This is a genomic window from Paenibacillus sp. FSL R5-0623 (genome assembly GCF_037974265.1).
Taxonomy (GTDB): Bacteria; Bacillota; Bacilli; order Paenibacillales; family Paenibacillaceae; genus Paenibacillus.
The window spans coordinates 6,619,605-6,641,182 of record NZ_CP150233.1; the positions used below are offsets into that span (position 1 = coordinate 6,619,605).

At 45.5% G+C, this 21,578-nt stretch carries 20 protein-coding genes; 5 read left to right on the forward strand and 15 right to left on the reverse strand.

Annotation, left to right across the window (positions count from 1 at the left end; all coding sequences use genetic code 11):
• Positions 1–1,042: 1,042 nt before the first annotated feature.
• The 3 genes from MKY92_RS28950 to MKY92_RS28960 form a co-directional block, all read right to left on the reverse strand.
• Complete coding sequence (locus MKY92_RS28950) at positions 1,043–1,495, reverse strand: stalk domain-containing protein (protein ID WP_339298498.1); 453 nt, start codon at positions 1,493–1,495, stop codon at positions 1,043–1,045.
• A gap of 300 nt (positions 1,496–1,795) precedes the next feature.
• Positions 1,796–2,041, reverse strand: coding sequence for a hypothetical protein (locus tag MKY92_RS28955; RefSeq protein ID WP_339298499.1), 246 nt, complete (start codon positions 2,039–2,041; stop codon positions 1,796–1,798).
• Positions 2,042–2,269: 228 nt separating this feature from the next.
• A complete protein-coding gene (locus tag MKY92_RS28960) occupies positions 2,270–2,593 on the reverse strand; it encodes a hypothetical protein (RefSeq protein WP_210109352.1) in 324 nt (107 codons plus the stop codon).
• An 86-nt stretch (positions 2,594–2,679) separates the two neighbouring features.
• Here MKY92_RS28960 and MKY92_RS28965 point away from each other — a divergent pair, with 86 nt between their 5' ends.
• Both MKY92_RS28965 and MKY92_RS28970 read left to right on the forward strand, forming a co-directional pair.
• Positions 2,680–4,026 carry a hypothetical protein gene (locus tag MKY92_RS28965; RefSeq protein WP_339298500.1) on the forward strand — a complete coding sequence of 449 codons (1,347 nt, stop codon included), beginning with the start codon at positions 2,680–2,682 and terminating at the stop codon, positions 4,024–4,026.
• A gap of 18 nt (positions 4,027–4,044) precedes the next feature.
• A complete protein-coding gene (locus tag MKY92_RS28970) occupies positions 4,045–4,317 on the forward strand; it encodes a hypothetical protein (RefSeq protein WP_076212169.1) in 273 nt (90 codons plus the stop codon).
• Positions 4,318–4,400: 83 nt separating this feature from the next.
• On the opposite strand, the gene nikE is transcribed toward MKY92_RS28970, so the two are convergent.
• The 10 genes from nikE to MKY92_RS29020 form a co-directional block, all read right to left on the reverse strand.
• On the reverse strand, positions 4,401–5,201 hold the full coding sequence (nikE, locus tag MKY92_RS28975; RefSeq protein ID WP_339301943.1) for a nickel import ATP-binding protein NikE: 801 nt from the start codon (positions 5,199–5,201) through the stop codon (positions 4,401–4,403).
• 159 nt (positions 5,202–5,360) lie between these two features.
• Positions 5,361–6,167 (reverse strand): ABC transporter ATP-binding protein, encoded by an 807-nt coding sequence (locus tag MKY92_RS28980; RefSeq protein ID WP_339301945.1) that lies wholly within the window; start codon positions 6,165–6,167, stop codon positions 5,361–5,363.
• 39 nt (positions 6,168–6,206) lie between these two features.
• Entirely contained in the window at positions 6,207–7,037 is an 831-nt protein-coding gene (nikC, locus tag MKY92_RS28985) for a nickel ABC transporter permease subunit NikC (RefSeq protein WP_339298501.1), read from the reverse strand.
• A complete protein-coding gene (gene nikB / locus MKY92_RS28990; RefSeq protein WP_339298502.1) occupies positions 7,034–7,978 on the reverse strand; it encodes a nickel ABC transporter permease subunit NikB in 945 nt (314 codons plus the stop codon). The genes nikC and nikB overlap by 4 nt, the downstream gene beginning before the upstream one ends.
• 76 nt (positions 7,979–8,054) lie before the next feature.
• Positions 8,055–9,689, reverse strand: coding sequence for a nickel ABC transporter substrate-binding protein (nikA, locus tag MKY92_RS28995; protein ID WP_339298503.1), 1,635 nt, complete (start codon positions 9,687–9,689; stop codon positions 8,055–8,057).
• 295 nt (positions 9,690–9,984) lie between these two features.
• Positions 9,985–10,926 carry a 1,4-beta-xylanase gene (locus tag MKY92_RS29000; RefSeq protein ID WP_339301947.1) on the reverse strand — a complete coding sequence of 314 codons (942 nt, stop codon included), beginning with the start codon at positions 10,924–10,926 and terminating at the stop codon, positions 9,985–9,987.
• A 5-nt stretch (positions 10,927–10,931) separates the two neighbouring features.
• The gene (locus tag MKY92_RS29005) at positions 10,932–11,969 is read right to left on the reverse strand and encodes a glycoside hydrolase family 130 protein (protein WP_339298504.1); all 1,038 of its coding nucleotides are present in this window, start codon (positions 11,967–11,969) and stop codon (positions 10,932–10,934) included.
• A 21-nt stretch (positions 11,970–11,990) separates the two neighbouring features.
• The gene (locus MKY92_RS29010; protein WP_237177917.1) at positions 11,991–12,824 is read right to left on the reverse strand and encodes a carbohydrate ABC transporter permease; all 834 of its coding nucleotides are present in this window, start codon (positions 12,822–12,824) and stop codon (positions 11,991–11,993) included.
• A 2-nt stretch (positions 12,825–12,826) separates the two neighbouring features.
• Positions 12,827–13,714 (reverse strand): sugar ABC transporter permease, encoded by an 888-nt coding sequence (locus tag MKY92_RS29015; RefSeq protein WP_017691677.1) that lies wholly within the window; start codon positions 13,712–13,714, stop codon positions 12,827–12,829.
• A 196-nt stretch (positions 13,715–13,910) separates the two neighbouring features.
• Positions 13,911–15,224, reverse strand: coding sequence for an extracellular solute-binding protein (locus MKY92_RS29020; RefSeq protein ID WP_339298505.1), 1,314 nt, complete (start codon positions 15,222–15,224; stop codon positions 13,911–13,913).
• Between the two features lie 224 nt (positions 15,225–15,448).
• On the opposite strand from MKY92_RS29020, the gene MKY92_RS29025 reads away from it, so the two are divergent.
• The 3 genes from MKY92_RS29025 to MKY92_RS29035 all read left to right on the forward strand — a co-directional run bounded on the left by MKY92_RS29025 (position 15,449) and on the right by MKY92_RS29035 (position 19,036).
• Positions 15,449–16,639 (forward strand): AGE family epimerase/isomerase, encoded by a 1,191-nt coding sequence (locus tag MKY92_RS29025; protein WP_339298506.1) that lies wholly within the window; start codon positions 15,449–15,451, stop codon positions 16,637–16,639.
• On the forward strand, positions 16,636–17,820 hold the full coding sequence (locus MKY92_RS29030; protein WP_339298507.1) for a glycosidase: 1,185 nt from the start codon (positions 16,636–16,638) through the stop codon (positions 17,818–17,820). Before MKY92_RS29025 ends, MKY92_RS29030 begins: the two co-directional genes overlap by 4 nt.
• A 139-nt stretch (positions 17,821–17,959) precedes the next feature.
• Positions 17,960–19,036: a substrate-binding domain-containing protein gene (locus MKY92_RS29035; protein ID WP_339298508.1), complete on the forward strand. Its 1,077-nt coding sequence runs from the start codon at positions 17,960–17,962 to the stop codon at positions 19,034–19,036.
• A gap of 75 nt (positions 19,037–19,111) precedes the next feature.
• Here MKY92_RS29035 and MKY92_RS29040 read toward each other — a convergent pair whose 3' ends face one another.
• Positions 19,112–19,789 (reverse strand): hypothetical protein, encoded by a 678-nt coding sequence (locus MKY92_RS29040; protein WP_339298509.1) that lies wholly within the window; start codon positions 19,787–19,789, stop codon positions 19,112–19,114.
• 190 nt (positions 19,790–19,979) lie between these two features.
• A complete protein-coding gene (locus MKY92_RS29045) occupies positions 19,980–21,407 on the reverse strand; it encodes a hypothetical protein (RefSeq protein ID WP_339298510.1) in 1,428 nt (475 codons plus the stop codon).
• Positions 21,408–21,578 lie beyond the last annotated feature (171 nt).

Below are 21,578 nucleotides of genomic sequence, written 5' to 3' on the forward strand. Positions count from 1 at the left end.
TGTAAGGTTTTAGTAACTTTCTATTTGAACAATTCAAATTTATTGGTTACTTATTGAGTACCATATGCTCTAATCAACATCTCAATTAATCACTTTAATTCTCTTAAGCTTCAAAAGGGCACTAATTTCTTCCATTTATTACATATGACCCTTCGGATCCAAAAAAATTATTCTAATTGAAACAGCCACTTTGGACCACCTACGTTTTCTACCTCATAAGTATTATAGTTAATTGAAATAGAAACCTTCTCATTGATATCGTTGTTAACATAACCATATAAATTAACTTTTGGATAAACATAACCATCAAAAACTTGAGAATCTGTAAATTCAACCGTGACATCATACTCACTTTAAAATATTCTATTCCTATAGGAGTAGCCTTTTTGATGATAATATTATTCTCAATCTGATATGCAATTGTACATCCACTCACCGATAAAACTAAGATCACTAAAATGGTCAATAAAACTTTTAATTTAGAACTCATCTGATATCAAGCACACCTCATACAATGGAGCAATACTGCCACCTTTTGCATTATTTAAACAGCGGTTCACGTTTCATAATGAAATGGTCCGGATCCATTGAATTTATTGGTTCAATTGTATTTACATTAATAGAGAGATATGGGTAACATTATTTTTTCAATTTTTCCACTCTCCGATTAGTTAGATTTAGTTTGGTTAGGCTCTTTTACTACTATGTAAATTTTCACTGTGCTCCGGAATCTACTTGTATAAAAATCTTCTCCCTTTTGATTAATGTAGTCCACTAGCTCCGACGTATGCTCCAGGTGCCATTCATCCAACTGCTTAATACTCATTTGAAGATCCCACACAATCGGTACAAATAGCTGACTATGGGCTGCTCTCGGTATACTCGAAAAGGTTCTGTTGAATCCGTTCAGAGGTATTAACTAAACAGTTGCTTCAGCTTTACCGAGATGATAAGTAAATAGGACGAGCACAGAGGACAAAATGATTATCAAACTGAAACTGAGTATGGAACTGATGGTCCTTTCCATTCAGAACATAGCCCCTTACTTGAAAGGATTGATGATGGCCACAGCGTACTCGTCCAAATCGCCATCACTCAAAAGAATATAATCTGCCGAAGAAAGTTTGAACTTCGTGTAATCATAATTCTCTACGAATTTTCCATTTTGAAAGAGATCCAAGCTACTTACTACTGGATAGTTATTCATTCCTGTTTTATCACCATTATTTATAAAAGCCGCATCTAGCACCTGACGCCCCTTTGCAAAACTATTTTTTACTAGGAACGAGATAGGATTTCCTCTGACACTACTTCTAATCTGTACCACATTGCCGCTACGTACAGGATCTTTCACCAAATCAATGATCCCGACCTTGGTTACTTTGCCAACCTTCGAGTATGTTACCTTCGCGCCCAGAGCTTCAGAAACAAACCGGATTGGAACCATAACGCTACCTTGGCCATCCTGGAATGGCTTCGCATCTGGAAACTTCATTTTAACGGTATTCAGCAATACCTCTACTTGCTTCAGAGTGCTTGCAGCTTGCTTCGTTTCCCGAACCTAACATGCTTACAGTCAATATACTTGCTAATACAATTAATAACAGTTTCTTCATTTTCTAAATCCCTCTGCTTTTCATATGTACTTCTTCTCACTTTCACTTCCCAGTATCTTTTTCTTTGCATAGGTCTAACAAATCCTAAATATCAAAAAAACCTGGAAATACTATCTTCAGTTTAGGACTTATCTGATATCAAACAAGCTTACATTCTTCAATAAGTAAAATTTGTTCTTCTATTCACCAATCTTTTTAAGATCTAAAGGAATACCGGTTCCTGTAACTTCAAAATTACGATAATCCAAACTTATTTTAATCTTATCTTCTTCTTTACCTACAATATATCCGTATAGCACCACTCTAGTTGTAATGTAAGAAGCCATAACCTGTGAGTCGACAAATTCAACCTCCACACCATAATTATCTATAAAGTACTTCTCGCCGATAACCGTAGCTTTTTCAACAATTTGTTTATCAGTCAAGTAATTCTTAACAACTAAAAAACAAATAAACATAACTACTATAGATATAAAAATCAACAGGACTTTAGAATTAATTTTAATCCCCCTTTGATTCTATTAGGAATAATATGTATTACTTTAACAATAACTATATTGGAAAATAAATACAGAAGTTTCTTAAATGATGAGCTTTTATATGCCAGGTCTAAAGACATCATATGTCGGAATTAGGGCTCCTTGTCCAAAAAGTTAGTCCGATTCAAACATCCAGTCTGGTCCAGTTACATAATTAACTTCATAAGTATTATAATTAATCGCAATAGAAAATGTCTCGTTTTCATCGTGCTCCACATATCCATACAATACCACCTTCGAATCTATATAACCTGGAAAAACCTGAGAATCTGTAAATTTAACGGTAACATTATACTTACTTTTAAAATATTCAATTGCTATGGGAGTAGCCTTTTTGACAATATTATTATTTTTCACCTGGTATGTAATTGCACATCCACTCACTAATAAGACTAAAGACACAAATATTATCAATACCATCTTTATTTTAGGACTCACTTCCTACGTTACCCCCTTGAAAAATACATTATTTTCAATTAATATCTTCTACTATAATATATTAAATGAAAGGAGAAATATAGATATTGTTCATTTCAGATGAGACTTACCATAGAATTTCCAGTGTCGCTTATGACAGGGAACTGAAAAAAGAGAATGCAAAAATTGACGACGACTGGTCTCGTGCTAGCTTGCCTAATTCTACTCTCAACGATACAAACAGTTCAGGGTTTGATGCAGTAGTGTACTATAACGAAAAAGAAAATCAAGTAGTTATTGGATATAGAGGAACTGAACCTGATCTATCATGGGGTAAAGTCCCAGACATTGCAACGGATGGCATTGATGTTGTCGGGGGACGGTACAAGACCCTTAGAAAGACTGTCGAAAACAACCCTGACATTCTGTCAGAATCATCACCAAAATATCATGCAACAAAAAGCAATTATGAGAACAATCAGTTCTATCAAGCTGAGAAGCTATATCGTGAAGTGAAAGAGGCTTATCCTACTGCGGAAATTTCTACAACCGGTCACTCATTGGGTGGAGCACTTGCGCAATATACAGCTATACATAACAACCTGTCATCGACTACATACAACCCGGCCAGCATTCGAACCGTTGTCTCTGATGAAATTCTAAAGAAAATAGATGCCGGAGAATATGATAAGAAAAACACCGCTTATGTTAACCCAGGAGATGGTGTTGGAGCAGGTTTTTCCAATACATCGACGCGGCATGCAGCCAATACAATCATGATTAATAAGACGTACGAGGAAGCGAATAGACCCAAAATCGTTATACCTTTAATAACCAAATCAACCGATACCTCTTCCGGTTTCTCTACACCATTTTGGAAGAATCTAACTTTTGTTTCAACTACGCTTCCATCTGGTACGCAAAACATGGGAGTCAAACTTTTCAATTCTTTCGGTGGAGAAAAGGCCCACGGCCTGGAGAACTTCAAGTTTGACAAGAATGGCTTTATTACAAATACACTTTATACACGAGGTGGTGAAGTAATTGGTGGAAATCCAAGGTACACGGAATACATAAATACCCTGCTTGCCAATGAAAAAATGAAGGATACCGTAAATAAATTAATTGAAAAGTATGGTGCCAACCTAGGACCTCTTGGACAAATGGCTGCTGCCGGTGCCGGGGTTACCATCCAACTCTCACTAGAGAATCTTCAAAGAGCTGGACAAAAAATGCAGCAGCATGTAAATGAATTTCAATCTAGCCTCCCCACAGCAACCAATGCCATTCTCAGACTTATTGAGTCCAGTGATAGCCGCTCTCTTGAACCTATTGTGGATCGGTTAACAAGTGATTTGCACAAATTTAGCCGCTGGTATGAAGAAGAAGCACATATCATTGCAGAGTATATTAATCAAAAAGCGGAAGATTTCAGACAAGCCGACGAGGGTTAAAAAGGAGCGACGAAACATATGTCACGGAGCATTGTTGTAGAATTAGTGGATTTGATGAATGCCGAGAAGGAAATCAATGATTTAATGGATATGCTTGAAGCTAACAAACGTCATGTAAGATCCATTGATGAGAGTATTGGAGATTGGAAAGGTAAATCTGCGGAAGAATTACGAAGAAAGATGGATCGTTTCCAGAACATTTTAGGAGAATGGATTGCAGATTTCAAGCAGCAACAGATTGAGCTTGTGAAGTATACATATCGTATGGAGCGTGCAGATCGGGGAAATTAGGATAACGTTCAACTGATGAATAAGATCTGAAAAAGGAGGCTTCTTATCATGAATATGGTAAGGAGCCTCCTTCACTATAAATTTCATTTAAACGAAATACGACCCGAGGGATGCTCAGGCAAAATGGACGATACCAACTGCTGCACAGCCGGATGATCCGACTGCATTACCGAATTCCCGGCATCACCGCTATAGACCAGCTTTCCCTGATCCATTACCGCAATGCGGTCACAGATCGTCATGGCAGCCCGAATGTCATGTGTGATAAAGAGGTACGATAATCCGTAGGACGCTCTTAACTTCGCTAATAAAGATAGGATTTGTGTCTGGTGCACCATATCCAGGCTGCTGATCGATTCGTCCAGTACGATTAACTTCGGTTTGAGCGCGATAGCTCGTGCGATGTTAACTCGCTGTAATTGCCCACCGCTGAATTGGTGCGGAAGCTTGCTCCCATCCTCTGGTGTAAGTCCGACCTGCTCAAGCAGTTGTCCAACCACACGAAGTTGTTCTTTTGCCGACAAGCGCTCGTAATTATCCAGCGGCTCACCGATGATCTGCGCGGCAGTCATAAGCGGATTCACAGCCGAATAACAGTCCTGGAACACGACTTGCAGATCACGTCGTAATCCCTTAAGCACGGGTTTGCTGGATCGGTAGATATCCTGTCCTTGAAATAAAACCTGACCCTGGCTGGGCTTCTCCAGACCAAGAATGATTTTGCCCAAGGTACTTTTACCTGCCCCGCTCGTACCCAGCAGTCCCAGACAAACACCCTTTTCAATCGTAAGTGAAATGTCTGCCAGCACAGGAGGACGCGCTCCCGAACGATCCAGCCAATTACGTTTGCCATAGCTATGGCTTACTTCACGTACCTGAAGCATCAGGTCATCCTCCTCTCTTGTACTTGGCAGAAGCAATCTCCGAAGAAGACGAAATTGCACATCACCATGTCCATTCCACCCCTACCCTACCCACTCAAAATACAGTTCATACCCGCTCCACACATACACTCACTGAACGATTCAACTCACCTGTAATCGCTATCGTCCCAAAGACATACTAGGTCTGGCATTTAACAACATCCGGGTATACTCATGCTGCGGGTGATCGAACAGTTGGTACACCTCTGCCTGCTCTACAATTCGGCCCTTCTGCATAACCGCGACTTCATCCGCCATTTGCGAGATCACACCCAAATCGTGGGAGATGAGTAAGATGGATGTGCCGTATTCCGTACGTAGCCGATCCAATTCCTGAAGCACCTTGAACTGATTCACGACATCCAGTGCCGTCGTTGGTTCATCAGCAATAACCAGGGCGGGCCGCAGGCACATCGATATGGCGATCATCACCCGCTGCAACATGCCCCCACTCAGTTGGAAGGGATATCGCTTCATCAGTTTAGCTGGTTCGGGCAAGTTCATATCTGCCAAGGCAGCAATAGCCCGCTCTCGGGACTCTGCTTTGGACATTTCCGTATGCGTAAGCAAAGTTTCAATAAATTGAGATCCAATCGTATATACGGGTGTAAAAGCATTCATCGGATTCTGCATAATAAATCCGATGTCCTTGCCTCGGATGCGCCGCATCTCCTCACCTGACAACGAGCCAAGCTCCCGTCCATTCAGGCGGATGCTGCCCGACACTTCCATCCTGCGCGGATCAAGCAGATGGAGCAAGGCGTTAGACGTAACGGTCTTACCGCTGCCACTCTCACCAACCAGACCGAAGACACGACCTTTTTCCAATTCGAAATCAATGGGCGCAAGTAACGGGACGGAACCCTCCGCTGTTCTAAGATTCACTTGCAGACCTCGAACTTCGAGTACTTTCGCTGCATCATCCACCGTTACGTTCACCTCCGTGTGAGTTTGGTTCCGAATCAACTACCGTTTTGCAATGCCATAACGCTCGGATAATGCTTCACCCAAAATGTTGAACGTAATGACGACCAGCAGAATCAATGCACCCGGGTAGATCATTAACTCCGGATGACTGCGAATATAACCCGTTCCTTCATGAATCATGGCGCCCCACTCTGCATTGGGTGGTTGAATACCGAGTCCCAAGAAGGACAGTGCGGATATATCCATAATCGCCCAGCCCATCTCTAACGTGCCCATGACAACAATGGGACGCTGCACGTTGGGGATGATATGTTTGCGAATAATCGTCCATGAAGAGGAACCGCTAACTCGCGCCGCCGCGATAAAATTCCGTTCCTTCAGACTTACGACCATATTCCGGCAGATGCGTGCATAATACACCCACTGCACCATCATGAGGGCTAGAAGCACCTGCATCAGACCTGGACCAAAAATCCCCACAATACCGAGCACCAGCACCAGATTCGGAAACGCCATAATGCCTTCACACAAGCGCATTAGCAGACTGTCCACCCAGCCACCAAGATAACCGGAGATCGAACCTACAATGACGCCAATGAGCAAAGATGACAGGAAGATCAGAGTAGCAAAACCGAGCGATACCCGCGCTCCATAGATCAGCCTGGTGAGATTGTCGCGTCCCAGATGATCGGTGCCCAGCCAATGCTCAAGCGATGGACTCGCCAGCTTCTGCAACAGATTCACCTTCACCGGGTCATGAGGAGCAATCCACGGAGCCAGTATCGCAATCACGAAGAAGAGCAATATGATCACCGAGCAGATCTGGATGGCTCTCTGTCCTTTAAATACCGCACGCCATTTGTTTATCAATGTTCTGCCCGTCCTTTCGCTGAAATCCGTGGGTCCATAACGAGCTGCACCAGATCAACGAGCAGATTGCATACGATGAACAGGCATGCCGCCAGGAAGACATAACATTGAATCACGGGAATATCCCGGTTAAATATCGCATCTACAAAGTATCGTCCGAACCCAGGCCAGGAAAACACTTGCTCCACAATAATGGTACCTGTGAGTAGCTTGCCCATACTCATCCCCATCCCCGTAATGAGGGGCGATATGGCGATTTTCAGCACATGTTTCAGCATAATCACTCTTTCGCGAATACCGCGTGTTCTTGCATACTGTACATATGTCTCCTGCAATTGCTCCAGTACACTGGAACGTAACAATCGGGTGTAGACCGCAATCAGGATCATGGATAGTGTTACCGTAGGCAGAACCAGATTCTCCCACGATCCACGCCCCTCCACAGGCAGCCAGTCCAGCTTCACTGAGAAAAAGAAGATCAGCAAGTAACCGAGCCAGAATTGCGGAATAGATGCTCCAAAATAGGAAATCGCACGGCTGACCATGTCAATCCAGCTATTCTTATACACCGCCGCCAGTATTCCCAATGGAATACTCACCAAAGCGGATAACAACATGCTCCAGAAGGCTAGTTCAGCCGTAGCCGGAAGCCTTAATTTCACTTCATCCCATACGGGTTTATTGGTGAGGTACGAGGTGCCGAAGTCGAGCTTGGCAATCTTCTGAATCGTATGCGCATATTGGGTTAACAAGGGCTGATCCAGACCGAATTCATGTCGCTTTTGCGCAAGCAGCTCCGGTGTTGGATAGATATGAGCGGCTGTCAGATAAGCCTCGGCCGGATCAACTGGTGAAATATGAATAAGCCCAAAGGTAACGAGTGTAGCGATAAAAACGATAGGAATGATCGCGATCATTCGTTTACCGATATAACTGATCACCAAACGTTCCTCCCTTTCATCAAGCTACATGGCCTTACCAAGGGCCATCCACTTCCCTAATTAAAGTTATTACTATTTATTGATTGCCTAGTTCAATGCCCACAAACGGATTTTCATCACGGTTCGCCGGGAAAATAAAGTTAGAGATTTTCTTCTGATATACAGCCGTTTTCTTAATATAAGAGATCGGTACGATCGCCGATTGCTCCTGAAGTGTCTTCAGGATGGAGCCATATAACTCCTGACGTTTCGTCTCGTCTGTAGATGACAGTGCTGCATGCACCTGATCGTCCAGTTCCTTTTTCATCGGCAACGCACTCAAGGTCTCGGAAATCCCGAATCCAGGGCTCGCTACAACGTTAATGAAGGAATGAGGATCATACGGAGCGCCATAGTTATACCAGAAATACAGGTCGAAATCATTGGCTTTCAAACGCTTGATCTGAACCGTAAGTTCCAGCCCAGTGAGATTTACTTTAACCCCAAGCTCGCTCCACTCAGCCTGAATGGTCTCGGCCATCGCTTTCTGAATCGGGTCCGTTTTGTCAAAAATCATCTCGAAATCAAGCTGCTGTCCGTCTTTTTCACGAACCGTCCCACCAGCCGGCAGCTTCCAGCCTGCTTCATCCAGTAATGCTTTGGATTTTTCCACGTCATACGTGATCGGTTCCAAGTCTACATTGGTGTACGGATAGTTTTTGGACAATACGGTATCGGCTGGTTCTTCCAATCCGGAAGTCACGCCTTCCACCATCGCCTTTTTGTTAAACCCTTGCTGAAGCGCCATCCGTACTCTGACATCGGACAGCTTTGGATTGGAAGAGTTCAGCAGCAAGCTGCGAGTGCCTGCCGGATCAGACAATTGCGTCACATATTCATCATTGTCACGCAGCTGTTGGAACGCATCCAGACTGATCACACCTTCACCATAGATCAAGTCGAGATCGCCTTTTTCAAAAGCGAGTACACGGGTTTCACCGTCAGGAATGATTTTGACCGTAATCTGATCTACCTTCGGTGCTGTTCCCCAATAATTCGGGTTGCGTTTGAAAACAGCATATTCGTCCTGCTTGTAATCAGCCAGCATCCACGGGCCCGTTCCAACCGGCTCTTTGATGCCTTGGGATGTATCTCCGTCATCCGGGAATCCAGCTTCACCCAGGAAGCGGAAAGGACGAACTACCGACAAGTCCTGAAGAACCGGATAATACGGCTCTGTGAGTGTCAACCGGAAAGTCTGATCGTCCACAACCTCGGTCTTGTCGAGCACACCTACAATGCCCAGCCAGCTATGTGTAGCTTTATTTTTCATCACAGCATCAAAATTCTTTTTCACAATCTCAGCATTAAATGGCGTACCATCTGAGAATTTCACACCTTGGCGAAGCTTAAATGTATATACTTTGCCGTCATCGGAGATGGTCCATGATTCTGCCAGCGCAGGTTCCAGTTTTCCGTCCTTCTGGTAACTGATCAGTGGCTCATAGAGCATGGATTGGGCAAATAATTGCGAAGGATTGTACGTGTGCGGATTCATTGTACCGATATCACGTGGCCATGACATCGTAATCGACTTCGCAGATGTTTGATCCGAAGCAGCAGATGAGGATTTATCTGCACTTCCTGTATTGCTGCAGCCCACGATAACCAATAGCAACAAGAGCATAGTTGCCAGTGTGAGCGCCGAAGATTTGCGATGTTGTACAGACATGGATGTTGAACCCCTTTTCTCTATTTCATGATAATGATTCTCATATTCATCCATTAAGAATAGGCAGGAGTCCTCCTTTTGTCAATAAAATTCGACATAGTATGCATCACTACTACATATGCCAAAAAAGCCCTTCCTGTAGGAGGAAGAGCCTCTCGACCTGCATATGAATCACAACTAAAAAAATAAGCTCCACCATAATCTGTTATTCCTTGCTCACAGCATGGAAATCACGAAAGTACATATGGAGATATATCACTGAGATTCATCATCACATACACCTTCTTATTTCTCTTTAAACTTCTACAGCGATGCCCTCATAGAACCGACGAATTACCTGCTCCGCTGGCTTGCCGTACACTCCATATCCGTCGTCGGTCAGCGCATCCTTCTCCGCGTGTAAATGTGCGCTCCAATCCCACAGACCGAATCCGCGTACCCAGTCACGCTGACTGACATGCCGGAACATGGCCTCATAGAAACGCTCCTGTTCCTCAGCACTCACTTCGCCTTCCAGTCCCCAATCGTTCGGTACCTGGGCTGATCCACTACGGCTGGGACAGCCTGCTTCCGCGAAGAAAAAGGGTTTGCCATAGGGGGCAATCGCCTGCTCGATTCGATCCAATTGTGCCTCCCAATCTCCGATGGGATAGTAACCACTGGAAGAGATGACATCAACGGCATCCCACCATTTCACATGACCTTCCTGATATTTGTCCGTGTTGTATGACACCAGTCCAGTGTAGACTTCACGCACAGCGGCGATCACCTCGCGCCACTCTTGATCCCGACGCTCGGATTGCACCATCTCACAACCTACAATGAACATCTCACACTTTTCCTGCTCTGCAATCGCTGCATAATGCTTCTGAAATGCCGTGTAGCTGCGGAACCAATCCTTCCACTTCGGCTCACAAGGCACATCGATATCAAAAAAGTTAATGTGTGCACGCCATGTGCCATCGGTGCAGTTGACGGTTGGTTTCAGAATGACACGCAGCCCGAGTGTACGGGCATAACGAATCATGTCGACCAGTTCATCATCCTCGACCAGATGTTCACCCCGATACTTGACCTCTACCGCCTGCGGATGATCCTGATGTGCCGCCAGTGCAAAAATAACATGTGAACTGCCTGTACGTTCAGCCATCAGGCGCAAGGATTCTTTGGCCTCCGGCTTGCGGAAGTCGCCCTTGCCACTCATCCAGCCAAATGTAAATCCTTTGATATATTCCATATTCATTACAGCTTGCCTTCCTCGTGATCCCCGGCAATGACTTCATCCGTCTCGATCACATAGTTCACGATCTCTTCGATGGTCGTGTACGCCACACCCACATACGTGTCCGCAGCGCCATAATAGATGGCAATACGTCCGGTATCAGCATCATGCAGTGTTGCACACGGGAAGATGACGTTATCCACGAAGCCTTGTTCTTCATACCATTTTTCCGGTGTCAGTACGAAGTTAGAAGAACGATATTTTACTTTGGACGGCTCATCTAGATCCAGAATGACCGCACCCATGCTATATACCAATCCATTACAGGTCCCCGTGACGCCGTGGTAGAACATCAGCCAGCCTTCGGACGTTTCGATCGGAGCAGGACCGCCGCCAATTTTGACCGATTGCCACCAGCCCTGACCGCCTTTGCTCATCACATGACGGTGCTTGCCCCAGTACACGAGATCCGGGCTTTCGCTCAGGAAAATATCCCCGAATGGCGTATGTCCACTGTCACTTGGTCTGGACAACATTACATAGTTATCGTTGATTTTGCGCGGGAACAACACACCATTACGGTTGAATGGCAGCATTGGATTTTCGAGGCGGACAAATGTTTTGAAGTCATCTGTTTTGGCCAGACCCAGTGCTGCACCGTAGAAGTCTGTACACCAGATGATGTAATACGTGTCTTCGACTTTGACCAAACGTGGATCGTACGCATAGTTCGGCATAAACGGATCGCCATTTTCATCTACAAATGCAATGCGTTCCTCTTCAATTGTCCACTCCAAACCATCCTCACTCGCCCCCATGTGCAGGTGCGGACGACCATTGACGGTTTCGGCGCGGAATACCCCAATGAATTTCCCTTCATACGGTACAACAGCACTGTTGAAAATGCGGGCAACGCCTTTGACCGGGTTACGCGGAACCACCGGGTTGGCCGAATGTCTCCATACCGGGCCTTCCGTTCCCTCCGGTTTGGCTTCCCACGGCATATTCGGCAAAGCGTCCCCAACAATGTGTACGTTTTTCGTTTCAGCAACTGACATTTTCATTTCTCCCTTCGGATTTTATTTAACAGAGCCTTGCGCGAAGCCATTGTAGATGTACTTCTGTAACAACAGGAAGATGATCATGGTTGGTATAATGGCGATCATGATGCCGGCACTGATGACTTCCCACTGCGATCCGAAAGGTCCCTTGAATTTGAACAAGGCAGTGGATATCACCTGTAGATCGGTCTTGGGCATGTAGAGGAACGGTGTGTAGAAGTCGTTATAGATGTTAACACCCTTCACAATAATGACCGTTACAATGGCCGGTTTCAGCAGTGGCAGAATGATTTTCCAGTAGATCGTGAAGTACGAAGCGCCATCCAGCATAGCGGATTCATCCAGTGCACTTGAGATGGAGCCCAGGAACTGCAGGAAAATATAAACCGCGATGATATCTGTACCCAGGTACATCACGATGGCCGCCCAGCGTGTGTTAAACAGGTCGAGCGCGTTGATGATCTGGAATGTGGCAACCTGCGTCGTAACACTTGGAATCAGGGTAGCGAGCAGAAATGCCGCGACCATGATTTTCTTGCCTTTGAATTTGAACCGATCCAGCACATACGCGATCATGGAACCCGTTAAGGTTGCACCTATAATGGAGATGATCAGGATAATAATTGTATTTTTGAATCCGACCAGCATATTGCCATCCACAAAAGCCTTCGTATAATTCGCAAAGTTCAGCCAGTTGGCTGGCGGGGCAAGCGGACTGCTGGTAGCGTATTCCGCATTCGTTTTGAGAGATGCAAACAGGATAACCACGATGGGTAACAGCGCGATAAACGCCGCAAGCACCAGGGAAGCATATTTAACCACGCTCGCAAGGGTGTATTTGAATTGGTTCACGTTCATTCCTCCCCTTTCATGGTGACGCGCTGAACGAGCGTAACGAGAATAACGATCAAGAGCAGCACCACAGCCATGGCGGATGCCAGTCCCAGCTTGCCATATTTAAACGCCAAATGAACCGTCTGGATTACAAATGTCATACTGCCGTTGGAACCATCAGTCATGATATATGGAATATCGAACGCACTAATTGCGCCGCTAATCGCCAAGATCAGGTTGAGCTGCAGGATGCGTGTAATGCTTGGCAGGATGATGTGGCGGAATTGCTGCCAGCGATTGGCACCATCAATATCGGATGCTTCATACACATCCTTCGGAATGGAGGAGATTGCACCCAGGAAAATGATAAAGTTGAAGCCCATGTATCTCCATACTGAGGCACCTGCGAGTGACACGTTAATAATATTGGGATTACCGAGCCAGAGCTGCGTGTATTGTCCCAGCCCGACAGCATGCATGAGCATATCGAGTGTACCGTCCGGTTTGAAGAAAAAGAGGAAGATAAAACCGATGGCTACCCCATTCAGCAAATAAGGGAAAAACAGTATGCCTTTGAAGAAGTTTTTGCCTCGAACTTTGAAACTCAGAATGGTGGCAAAGTAAAGCGCCAAGCCCATCTGTAAGAACGTAGCCACGAAGTAATACAAGCTGACAATAAATACTTTGAAGTATTCGGGATCACTGAATATGCGCGTGTAGTTCTCAAAGCCAACATAATCAAATCTTTTACTGTATCCGTTCCAATCGGTGAAACTGTATTTGAACATGTTGATGACTGGTAAGTATGCAAACGTGAACAGCAACGCCAGCGGAATAATTGAGAAGGCACAGATGATAAATATGCGTTGCGCTGAGTAGCCCCAATTCGAAAGTTTTAAGTACTTCATGTTCTCCACACCTCCAAGCGGTTTTCCCGCCTATATATCGAAAGACTCCCGTCCAATGGAATTCTGGCGGAATAACTGCCGGGGAAAGAGCATGGGTATCATGCTTTCAAACACCACATACTCCATGCTCCATTCATATATGGATTCCTATATCCCCGCAGTTCATTCATCACCTGATCCACTTACGTTAATCCAATTATTTCGTGAGTTCTGCTCGTGCTTTTACCCACTTGTCGTTCAGATCTTTCATGATGTCGTCATACGATTCCTTGCGGTTCCCAATACCTGCTTCGATAATGCGTTTCTTGAAGTCAGGCTGCCAGAGACCGATTTCGCCTTCGTTATCAATCTTGTCGACCAGACCTTCCTGACCTTCTTTGGCAGGTGTAAGCGTGGAGAATTTAACGTCTTTATATTGATCCAAAATTGGTGGCAATTCAGCATTCTTGTCTGCATCCATACCGCCGCCCTGTTCAACTGCATAGTTCGATTTCGCCAGGAACCAGTCAATCCAGGCTTTGGCAGCAGGTTTGTTCTCACTGTTCACGTTCATGCCGATGTTATAGTCAGCGGAGAGCGGAACCACAACCTCACTTGCATTGGTTGGGAAAGGTAAGAATCCAATATTGTCCGGTGTATCCGTCATACCTTGAATCTGTGTAATCGCCCAAGAGCCAAGTGCCATCGTAGCAATTTTGCCTTTGGCAAGATCAGCCTTGGAGCTTTCCCAGTCGGTTGTTGTTGGGTCTTTCTCGATTAGACCGTTCTTGGCTGCATCATAGAGCACTTTATATAGTTCATAGTGCGGCTGACCAGGCACAAAGTTCTCATCTGTATTCGGTTGGTCCACGTTAACGTAATCCACACTGCCTGCCACGGTTGGCAGATCCGATTCCCATTGGGTGAGAGCCCAGCCGGATGCATAGTTGGTGTAGAGTGGAACCGCATCTGTATTGTCTTTGACCAGTTGAAGCGCAGCCTGGAATTGCTCCGGTGTTTTGGGAATTTCCATAATGCCAGCGTCTTTGAAGACCTGTTTGTTATAAATGATTCCGGAGAACGTGATCACGGTAGGGATACCGTACACCTGACCATCCACCATGCGTTCTTCAATAGCGGTGTATTTGTCTTTCAATTCATCGTACGTGCCGAGCGGCTCGAAAAAGTCCGGGATATCTGCGATCGGAACACTGGTCGGGATCATCAGTACATCACCATAATCCTTGGTGCTCATACGGATCTTCACTTGTCCTTCGTAGTCGGCCAGAGCCTGAAAGTTAACTTTGACATCGGGATATTCCTTGTTGAATTCTGCTGCGTAGTCTTTGAACACGGTATCCACAATATCTGTCCGTTGTGTCAGAACAGTTATTTCACCTTTGATATCTGCCGGATCTGTACTGATCTCCTCCCCTGCCTGTGAAGATCCACCTCCGGATGAACATGCAGCAAGTAGCGAAGTGATGAGCAGCATCGTCAGCAACATCATCCAACCTTTGTTTTTTCTCAATTGTTTCGGCCCCTCTCTTAAATAAATTAAGTTATCGTTAAGGTTACAAAATGAATTCTAGTATGGTAACGCTTACCTGTCAATTAATTTATTTATAACTTTACAAGAAAAATTGCGAAGTAATTCGTTGACATCTGTTTTTCAGGGCACTAATATTGTTTAATAAAGTTACCGTTAACTTAACGAAATCAGATTGATGTAACATTCTGAAGGAGCGCTCACTTATGAATACAAAAACAACCGAACTTCAATCAGAAATTAAGGCGCATTGGGAAAAGCAAATTTTACCCTTCTGGTCCACCCTTCAAGATACAACCCACGGAGGATTCTACGGCTGGGTTGGTAATGATCTTCAGGTGAATCAACAGGCACCCAAAGGCGGGATCGCCACAGCACGGCAACTCTGGTCTTTTGCAGCAGCGTATGGGGTTACTGGAAACGAAAGATGGCGCGAGCACGCTGAACATGCATACCGTTTTCTCGCCGATCATGTGATGGATACCGAATATGGCGGCATGTACTGGATGGTAGATTACACAGGGGAAGCACTGGATACGAGCAAACATGTGTATACGCAATCATTCGGCGTGTATTCACTCAGCGAGTACTATCGCGCTACCGGGGATGCTTCTGCATTGGAACTTGCGAAAACGCTTTTCGCTCTAATCGAGGACAAAGGTCTGGATGCCGAACTACCTGCGTACAAGGAACAATTTGATCGCACATGGAAGGAACAGCCCAATGAAATGCTGAGCGAAAATGGGGTTATTGCGGATTACACAATGAATACGCATATCCATGTGTTGGAGGCCTACACCACGCTCTATCGAGTATGGCCGGATCAACAAGTGAAGGCGGCGTTGGAACGCCTTCTCGGAATTTTGTATGAACGCGTGTATGACCAAGACACCAAGTTTCTCGGGGTATTTTTCAATAAACAGTGGGAATCCCTCATCGATCTGCGCTCGTTTGGACATGACATTGAAGCCAGCTGGCTGATCGACGAAACGTTAAAAGTGCTGGGGCTGGAACAACATCCGGAGTATGCGGCGATGGTAACAGATATTGCCTATAACATCTCCAATGTAGCCGTGAATGCGGATGGTTCCCTGTTAAATGAACAAGAAGGTGAACATATCGATGAGAAGCGAATTTGGTGGGTTCAAGCTGAGGCGATGGTCGGTTTCTATAATGCATATCAGCGTACAGGTGATCCACTGTTTCTGGAGAGAGTGGAACGCCTGTGGAGCTATACGAAGGAAAACATTATTGATCAGCGCGCTGGTGGGGAATGGTACTGGTCGGTTGATGGGAACGGCACACCGGATCAGAGCGAAATTGCCGGACCGTGGAAATGTCCGTATCACAATAGCAGATTCTGTATTGAACTAATCGAGAGGATGGGATCAGAATGATACACCCGAAATATAAGGAGTTACTGGAGAAACAGGAGCAGTTGCTTACTCGCCCCAATGAGATCAATTCTTCCTTCTACAACGGCATATATGATCGGTATCAATATCCGGTTATCACTCGCCATCATGTACCGCTGCATTGGAGATTCGATCTGAATGAGACGACCAACCCGCATTTCATGGAACGCCTGGGCATTAACGCAACGCTGAATCCAGGAGCCATCTATTTCAATGGCAAATACGTCATGGTTATTCGTACCGAAGGATTGGATCGCAAATCGATCTTTGCACTCGCCGAGAGTGACAATGGAATCGACGGATTCCGCTTTATAGGTAAACCATTAGTCTGGGAAGATATTGATGCGGATGAAACCAATCAATATGATATGCGTCTTGTTCAGCATGAGGATGGTTGGATCTATGGCATCTATTGCTCGGAACGCAAAGACCCGGAGGCTCCTGCATTTGATACATCCAGCGCAGTTGCACAGGCAGGACTGGTTCGTACACGGGATCTTACAAGCTGGGAACGGTTGCCCAACATCACAACGAATTCCCCTCAACAGCGCAATGTCGTATTGCACCCGGAATTTGTGGATGGAAAATATGCCTTCTACACCCGTCCACAAGACGGATTCATCTCAACAGGCAGCGGCGGCGGAATCGCCTTTGGTCTGTGTGAGGACATCTTGAACCCTATCATTCATGAAGAGATAATTATCGACGAACGGCAATATCATACGGTATACGAGGTCAAAAATGGTCAGGGCCCTGCTCCGCTCAAGACGGATCGTGGCTGGATTCACATTGCTCATGGAGTTCGGAACACCGCAGCAGGCCTGCGTTACGTGTTATACACCTTCGCTACGGATCTGAATGATCCGGCGCGTATTATTGCCAAGCCGGGCGGCCACTTCATTGCCCCTTATGACGACGAGCGTGTAGGCGATGTATCCAATGTTATTTTCTGCAATGGAGCTGTGGTCAATGAGAAGAACGAGGTCTTTATCTATTACGCATCCAGTGATACCCGCTGTCATGTGGCAACAACCACGCTGGAAAAACTAGTCGATTATACGTTCAATACACCGGCTGATCCATATCGTTCACTGGACTGTGCCAGCCAGCGCGGTCAGCTGATAGAACAGAATGAGAAGCTTTTAGAGAAACAATTGACATAACATCGCTATAACAACCTTTCATGCAAGCCTGAAATATGCGGAAAATAGCGAAACATCAGCCAGAATTGCTTTATTCCAAGTTGGTAACGATGTATACTGATATGGATTGTTATTATGTGTGGAGAAAGCGCTCATCATAATGACAGCACATTGTGCCTATACCGGCTTGAAGGAGGCGACCATACTGAAGAATAATATCACCATGCGGGATATCGCCGACAGGCTCGGGGTCAGCAGTGTGACCGTCTCGAAAGCATTGAATGACAAAGATGGCGTGAGTGGCGAATTAAAGGAAAAAATTAAAGTGCTTGCTGTTGAAATGGGCTATCGGTATAATGCCGCTGCCCGTTCGATGAAGGAAGGCTTAACCCATAATATTGGCGTAATTATCCCGGAGCGTTTTACCGGGCCTACGCAGTCGTTCTATGTACGCGTGTTCCAGCGCATCACCAAACATCTGGAGGAACAGGGCTACTACGGCATTCTGCACATTCTGAATGTGGAGGATGAGGAAGAATTAACGCTGCCCAAGCTGTACAGCGACAACAAGGTGGATGGTTTCATCGTGCTCGGACAGATCAGCAAAGAGTATATTGAACTGGTGCGATCGATGGAGGTTCCCAAAATGTTTCTCGACTTCTACGATGAACATTCGGACATCGATTCCGTCGTTACCGATAACTTCTACGCTGCCTATGAGCTAACGAACTATCTGGTTCAGCAGGGCCACCGTAACATTGCTTATGTAGGGAACCTGTATTCCACGAGCAGCATCCAGGACCGATTCCTCGGTTACTACAAATCCTTGCTGGAACATCGGTTGCCGATGAATCCGGATCTGGTTCTGAATGATCGGGATGAACGGGGTACGTTTATTGAGATTGATCTGCCGGAACAGCTGCCAACCGCTTTTGTATGCAACTGTGATCAGGTCGCTCATCTGCTTGTTCAAAAACTGACTTCCATGGATATTCAGGTGCCTGGCCAATGCTCTGTTGTTGGTTTTGATAATGATATCTATGCGATGCTCTCCGATCCCAAGCTGACAACTGTTGAAGTGGATGTGGAACAGATGGCACGCACGGCAGTTCAGTCCATGCTCAAAAAGGTCGACAACCCAAACCGCAGTTTCGGCCGTGTACACGTGAAAGGCAACATCATCTATCGTGACTCGGTGAGTGCTGTGCCTGCCTCATCAGATATCATGAATATGTGAATTAAAAAATGAAATATAGGAACACAGATGACTGGCCTTTATCTTACGGGCCAGTCTTTTCTGATGCATCGGAGCTTAACGACGGCGACGATCTGTTGAGCCCTTCAAAAATGTAGTCGTTCTCCAAATCGAGAGGATGAGAATCAGCTCATACACATTGGTTAAAGCTCCACTTTCCACTGGCAGGGAGATTAACTGCCCTGCAAACAATAATGCAGTCCCAACAAACAGCCATACCCATTTATGTTTGAAAAGAACGATCAGGCTAACAAATAAAAGTACAAGCCCCACGATGATCACCATCATCGGCGGACCTCCATGACCTTCTGCCATATATCTCAGTACTCCATACTCTTCTATAACCCTGAGATTTTGAACCTCGGATAAAGTAAAACCTACAATCTGGTAGACAACCAGACCTAAAGTTATCAGCCATGCTACCACACTCGTTATACTTCTATTGGCAAACCTGGCACCTGAGCTGCGCAAGATATGGTAGCCAACAAGAATAAGGGTAGGGGTAGCAAAGGCATGTAACCAAAATCGAAGGCTACTGAGAACCATTAACACATCCCCTTCCCCTATCAACTTACCTACAGCAATAATTCCATTATCATATGCCAAGCTGAACGCTACAGCTAGCTGAAAACTGGAATACGCAAGCCATTGCTTCCTCCGGGTTAAATCGACGCCCATCCGAACAACAAGTATCAAATAAACAAGCGTAAGTGTGGAGTATATCCATACATCCAAGCTACTTCACCATCCTTATTGGTCAATTCTAATAAATTATATTTACCGGTAAGTAAAATTACAAGTTGAATTTGTATTAATGGCTGTTTTTAAAGCTAAATTATATAAAAAGAGCACTCCCGGCTATCGTAGCTGCAGGAGCACTCTTTTCTTTGTTTGAAGAACGTAAAAGCAACAGGTTACTCTGATATCAATAACTTGTCTTCAGCCAATTGTCCTTGGACCAGGTCAGTTTACCCGAACCCGCGCCATTGGAAGCCGTGAGGCGTGCATTCAATGTGGATGGATCATCCGTGGTATAGCTGTAAGGAAGTGTTGAGAAGCCGTTCCAGGAGAACGATTTTAACACTGCCGGGATTGGCGCCAGCGGACTGCCGGACGTATCACTGCTGCCACGGAATGAGCTGCCATCCAAAGAATACATGGTATCCGTCACTCTGATTTTGCCGGTATAGGTTGGATCTGACGGATTGGTCTGATTGTTGCGAACAGGATACAACACGTCCTTGATGACTGATTTCTCAACCAATACAGCTCCGCTCTCTGTGGAGATTGCCCCATTGCCAATGATATCGAACTTATAACCTTTGGATGCAATTGCTGTTGCCATCGCCGTTGTAATTTTGGCTTTAGCGGCACGTGCCCCTGTTGCATCCATCACGATGTTGTATGCATGTGCGTTGCCTCCACGCAGGCGTGGCATCCGGTCCTGAATATCCTTGTAGAGATTATGGTGCAGCGTCATGGACAGGTTGGCGTTAGCTGATTCCAGGCTGGTCGAACCGACCAGATGTCCTTTCTTTTGTGGTCCAGAGATGGCGATAATATCTGCTTTGCTGAGACCTACAGCACTGCTCCGCAGGTAGTTGTACATGGGATAGGAAGCCTTATTCGCTTCCAATTCGTTAATCTGCTGGGTAACCCAGCTGTTCGAGCTGCCGTCATCCCCTTTGAAGAGGGACCAGGAGATGGTCACGCCGCTGGTTCCTTTTTTCGAATCGACAAGTCCGTCATAGGCTTTATTAAATGTGCAGTGATCAATCCATACGTTGCTGTTCTCCTCCAGGGTGATGTAATCCCAATCGTTCTTGTCGTAATCACCTTTGGTGGATTCATCCCATTCCCATAACTCATCAAATTCCAGGTTGCGGATGATGACATTTGAGCTTCGTTTCACGCTGATCGCAGCGTGTTTGATTTTGGAGCCGTTGGCGGAGAAAATCGTGAGTCCATTGAAACCGTCAATCGTGAGCTTGCTGACACCGGTCTGTTTTAATACGGGATGCGTCAGCGCATCATTATGCTTGGCAAAAGGAGAAGTCTGCGCTGCACTCGGAATTTCATTCCATCCCAGATTCAGATCGTTCATGATCTCAACAACTTTGACACCGGAGTTCTTTTTCAGCGCCAGTGCCAGATCGGTCGCATTATACACTTTCTTATACGTGGCTGTGTTTGATTCGCTAATGATGCCGCCGCCCGCATTCCCTTGGGAGAAGCCTGTGAGATTGTAGTCTGCGTTGCCTGCTGCCTGCACACTTGCCGGGCCGGACAATAAAGTTAACCCCAACGTTAGAGCCAAGGCTGTGCTGCATAAGCTTCGAAATTTGATTTTCATCGATTCCATTCCTCCCGAAATATAATGATTACATTCGCCCATCGCTGCCATGCCATGTTACGAAGGACATGTTCTCAATGTACATTTTGAAAACGATTACAACAATAATCCCTATCTCACATGTGGTTAGGAAAGGCTGGTATGGTAAGGGTTTGTACTGTAAGCAACCTT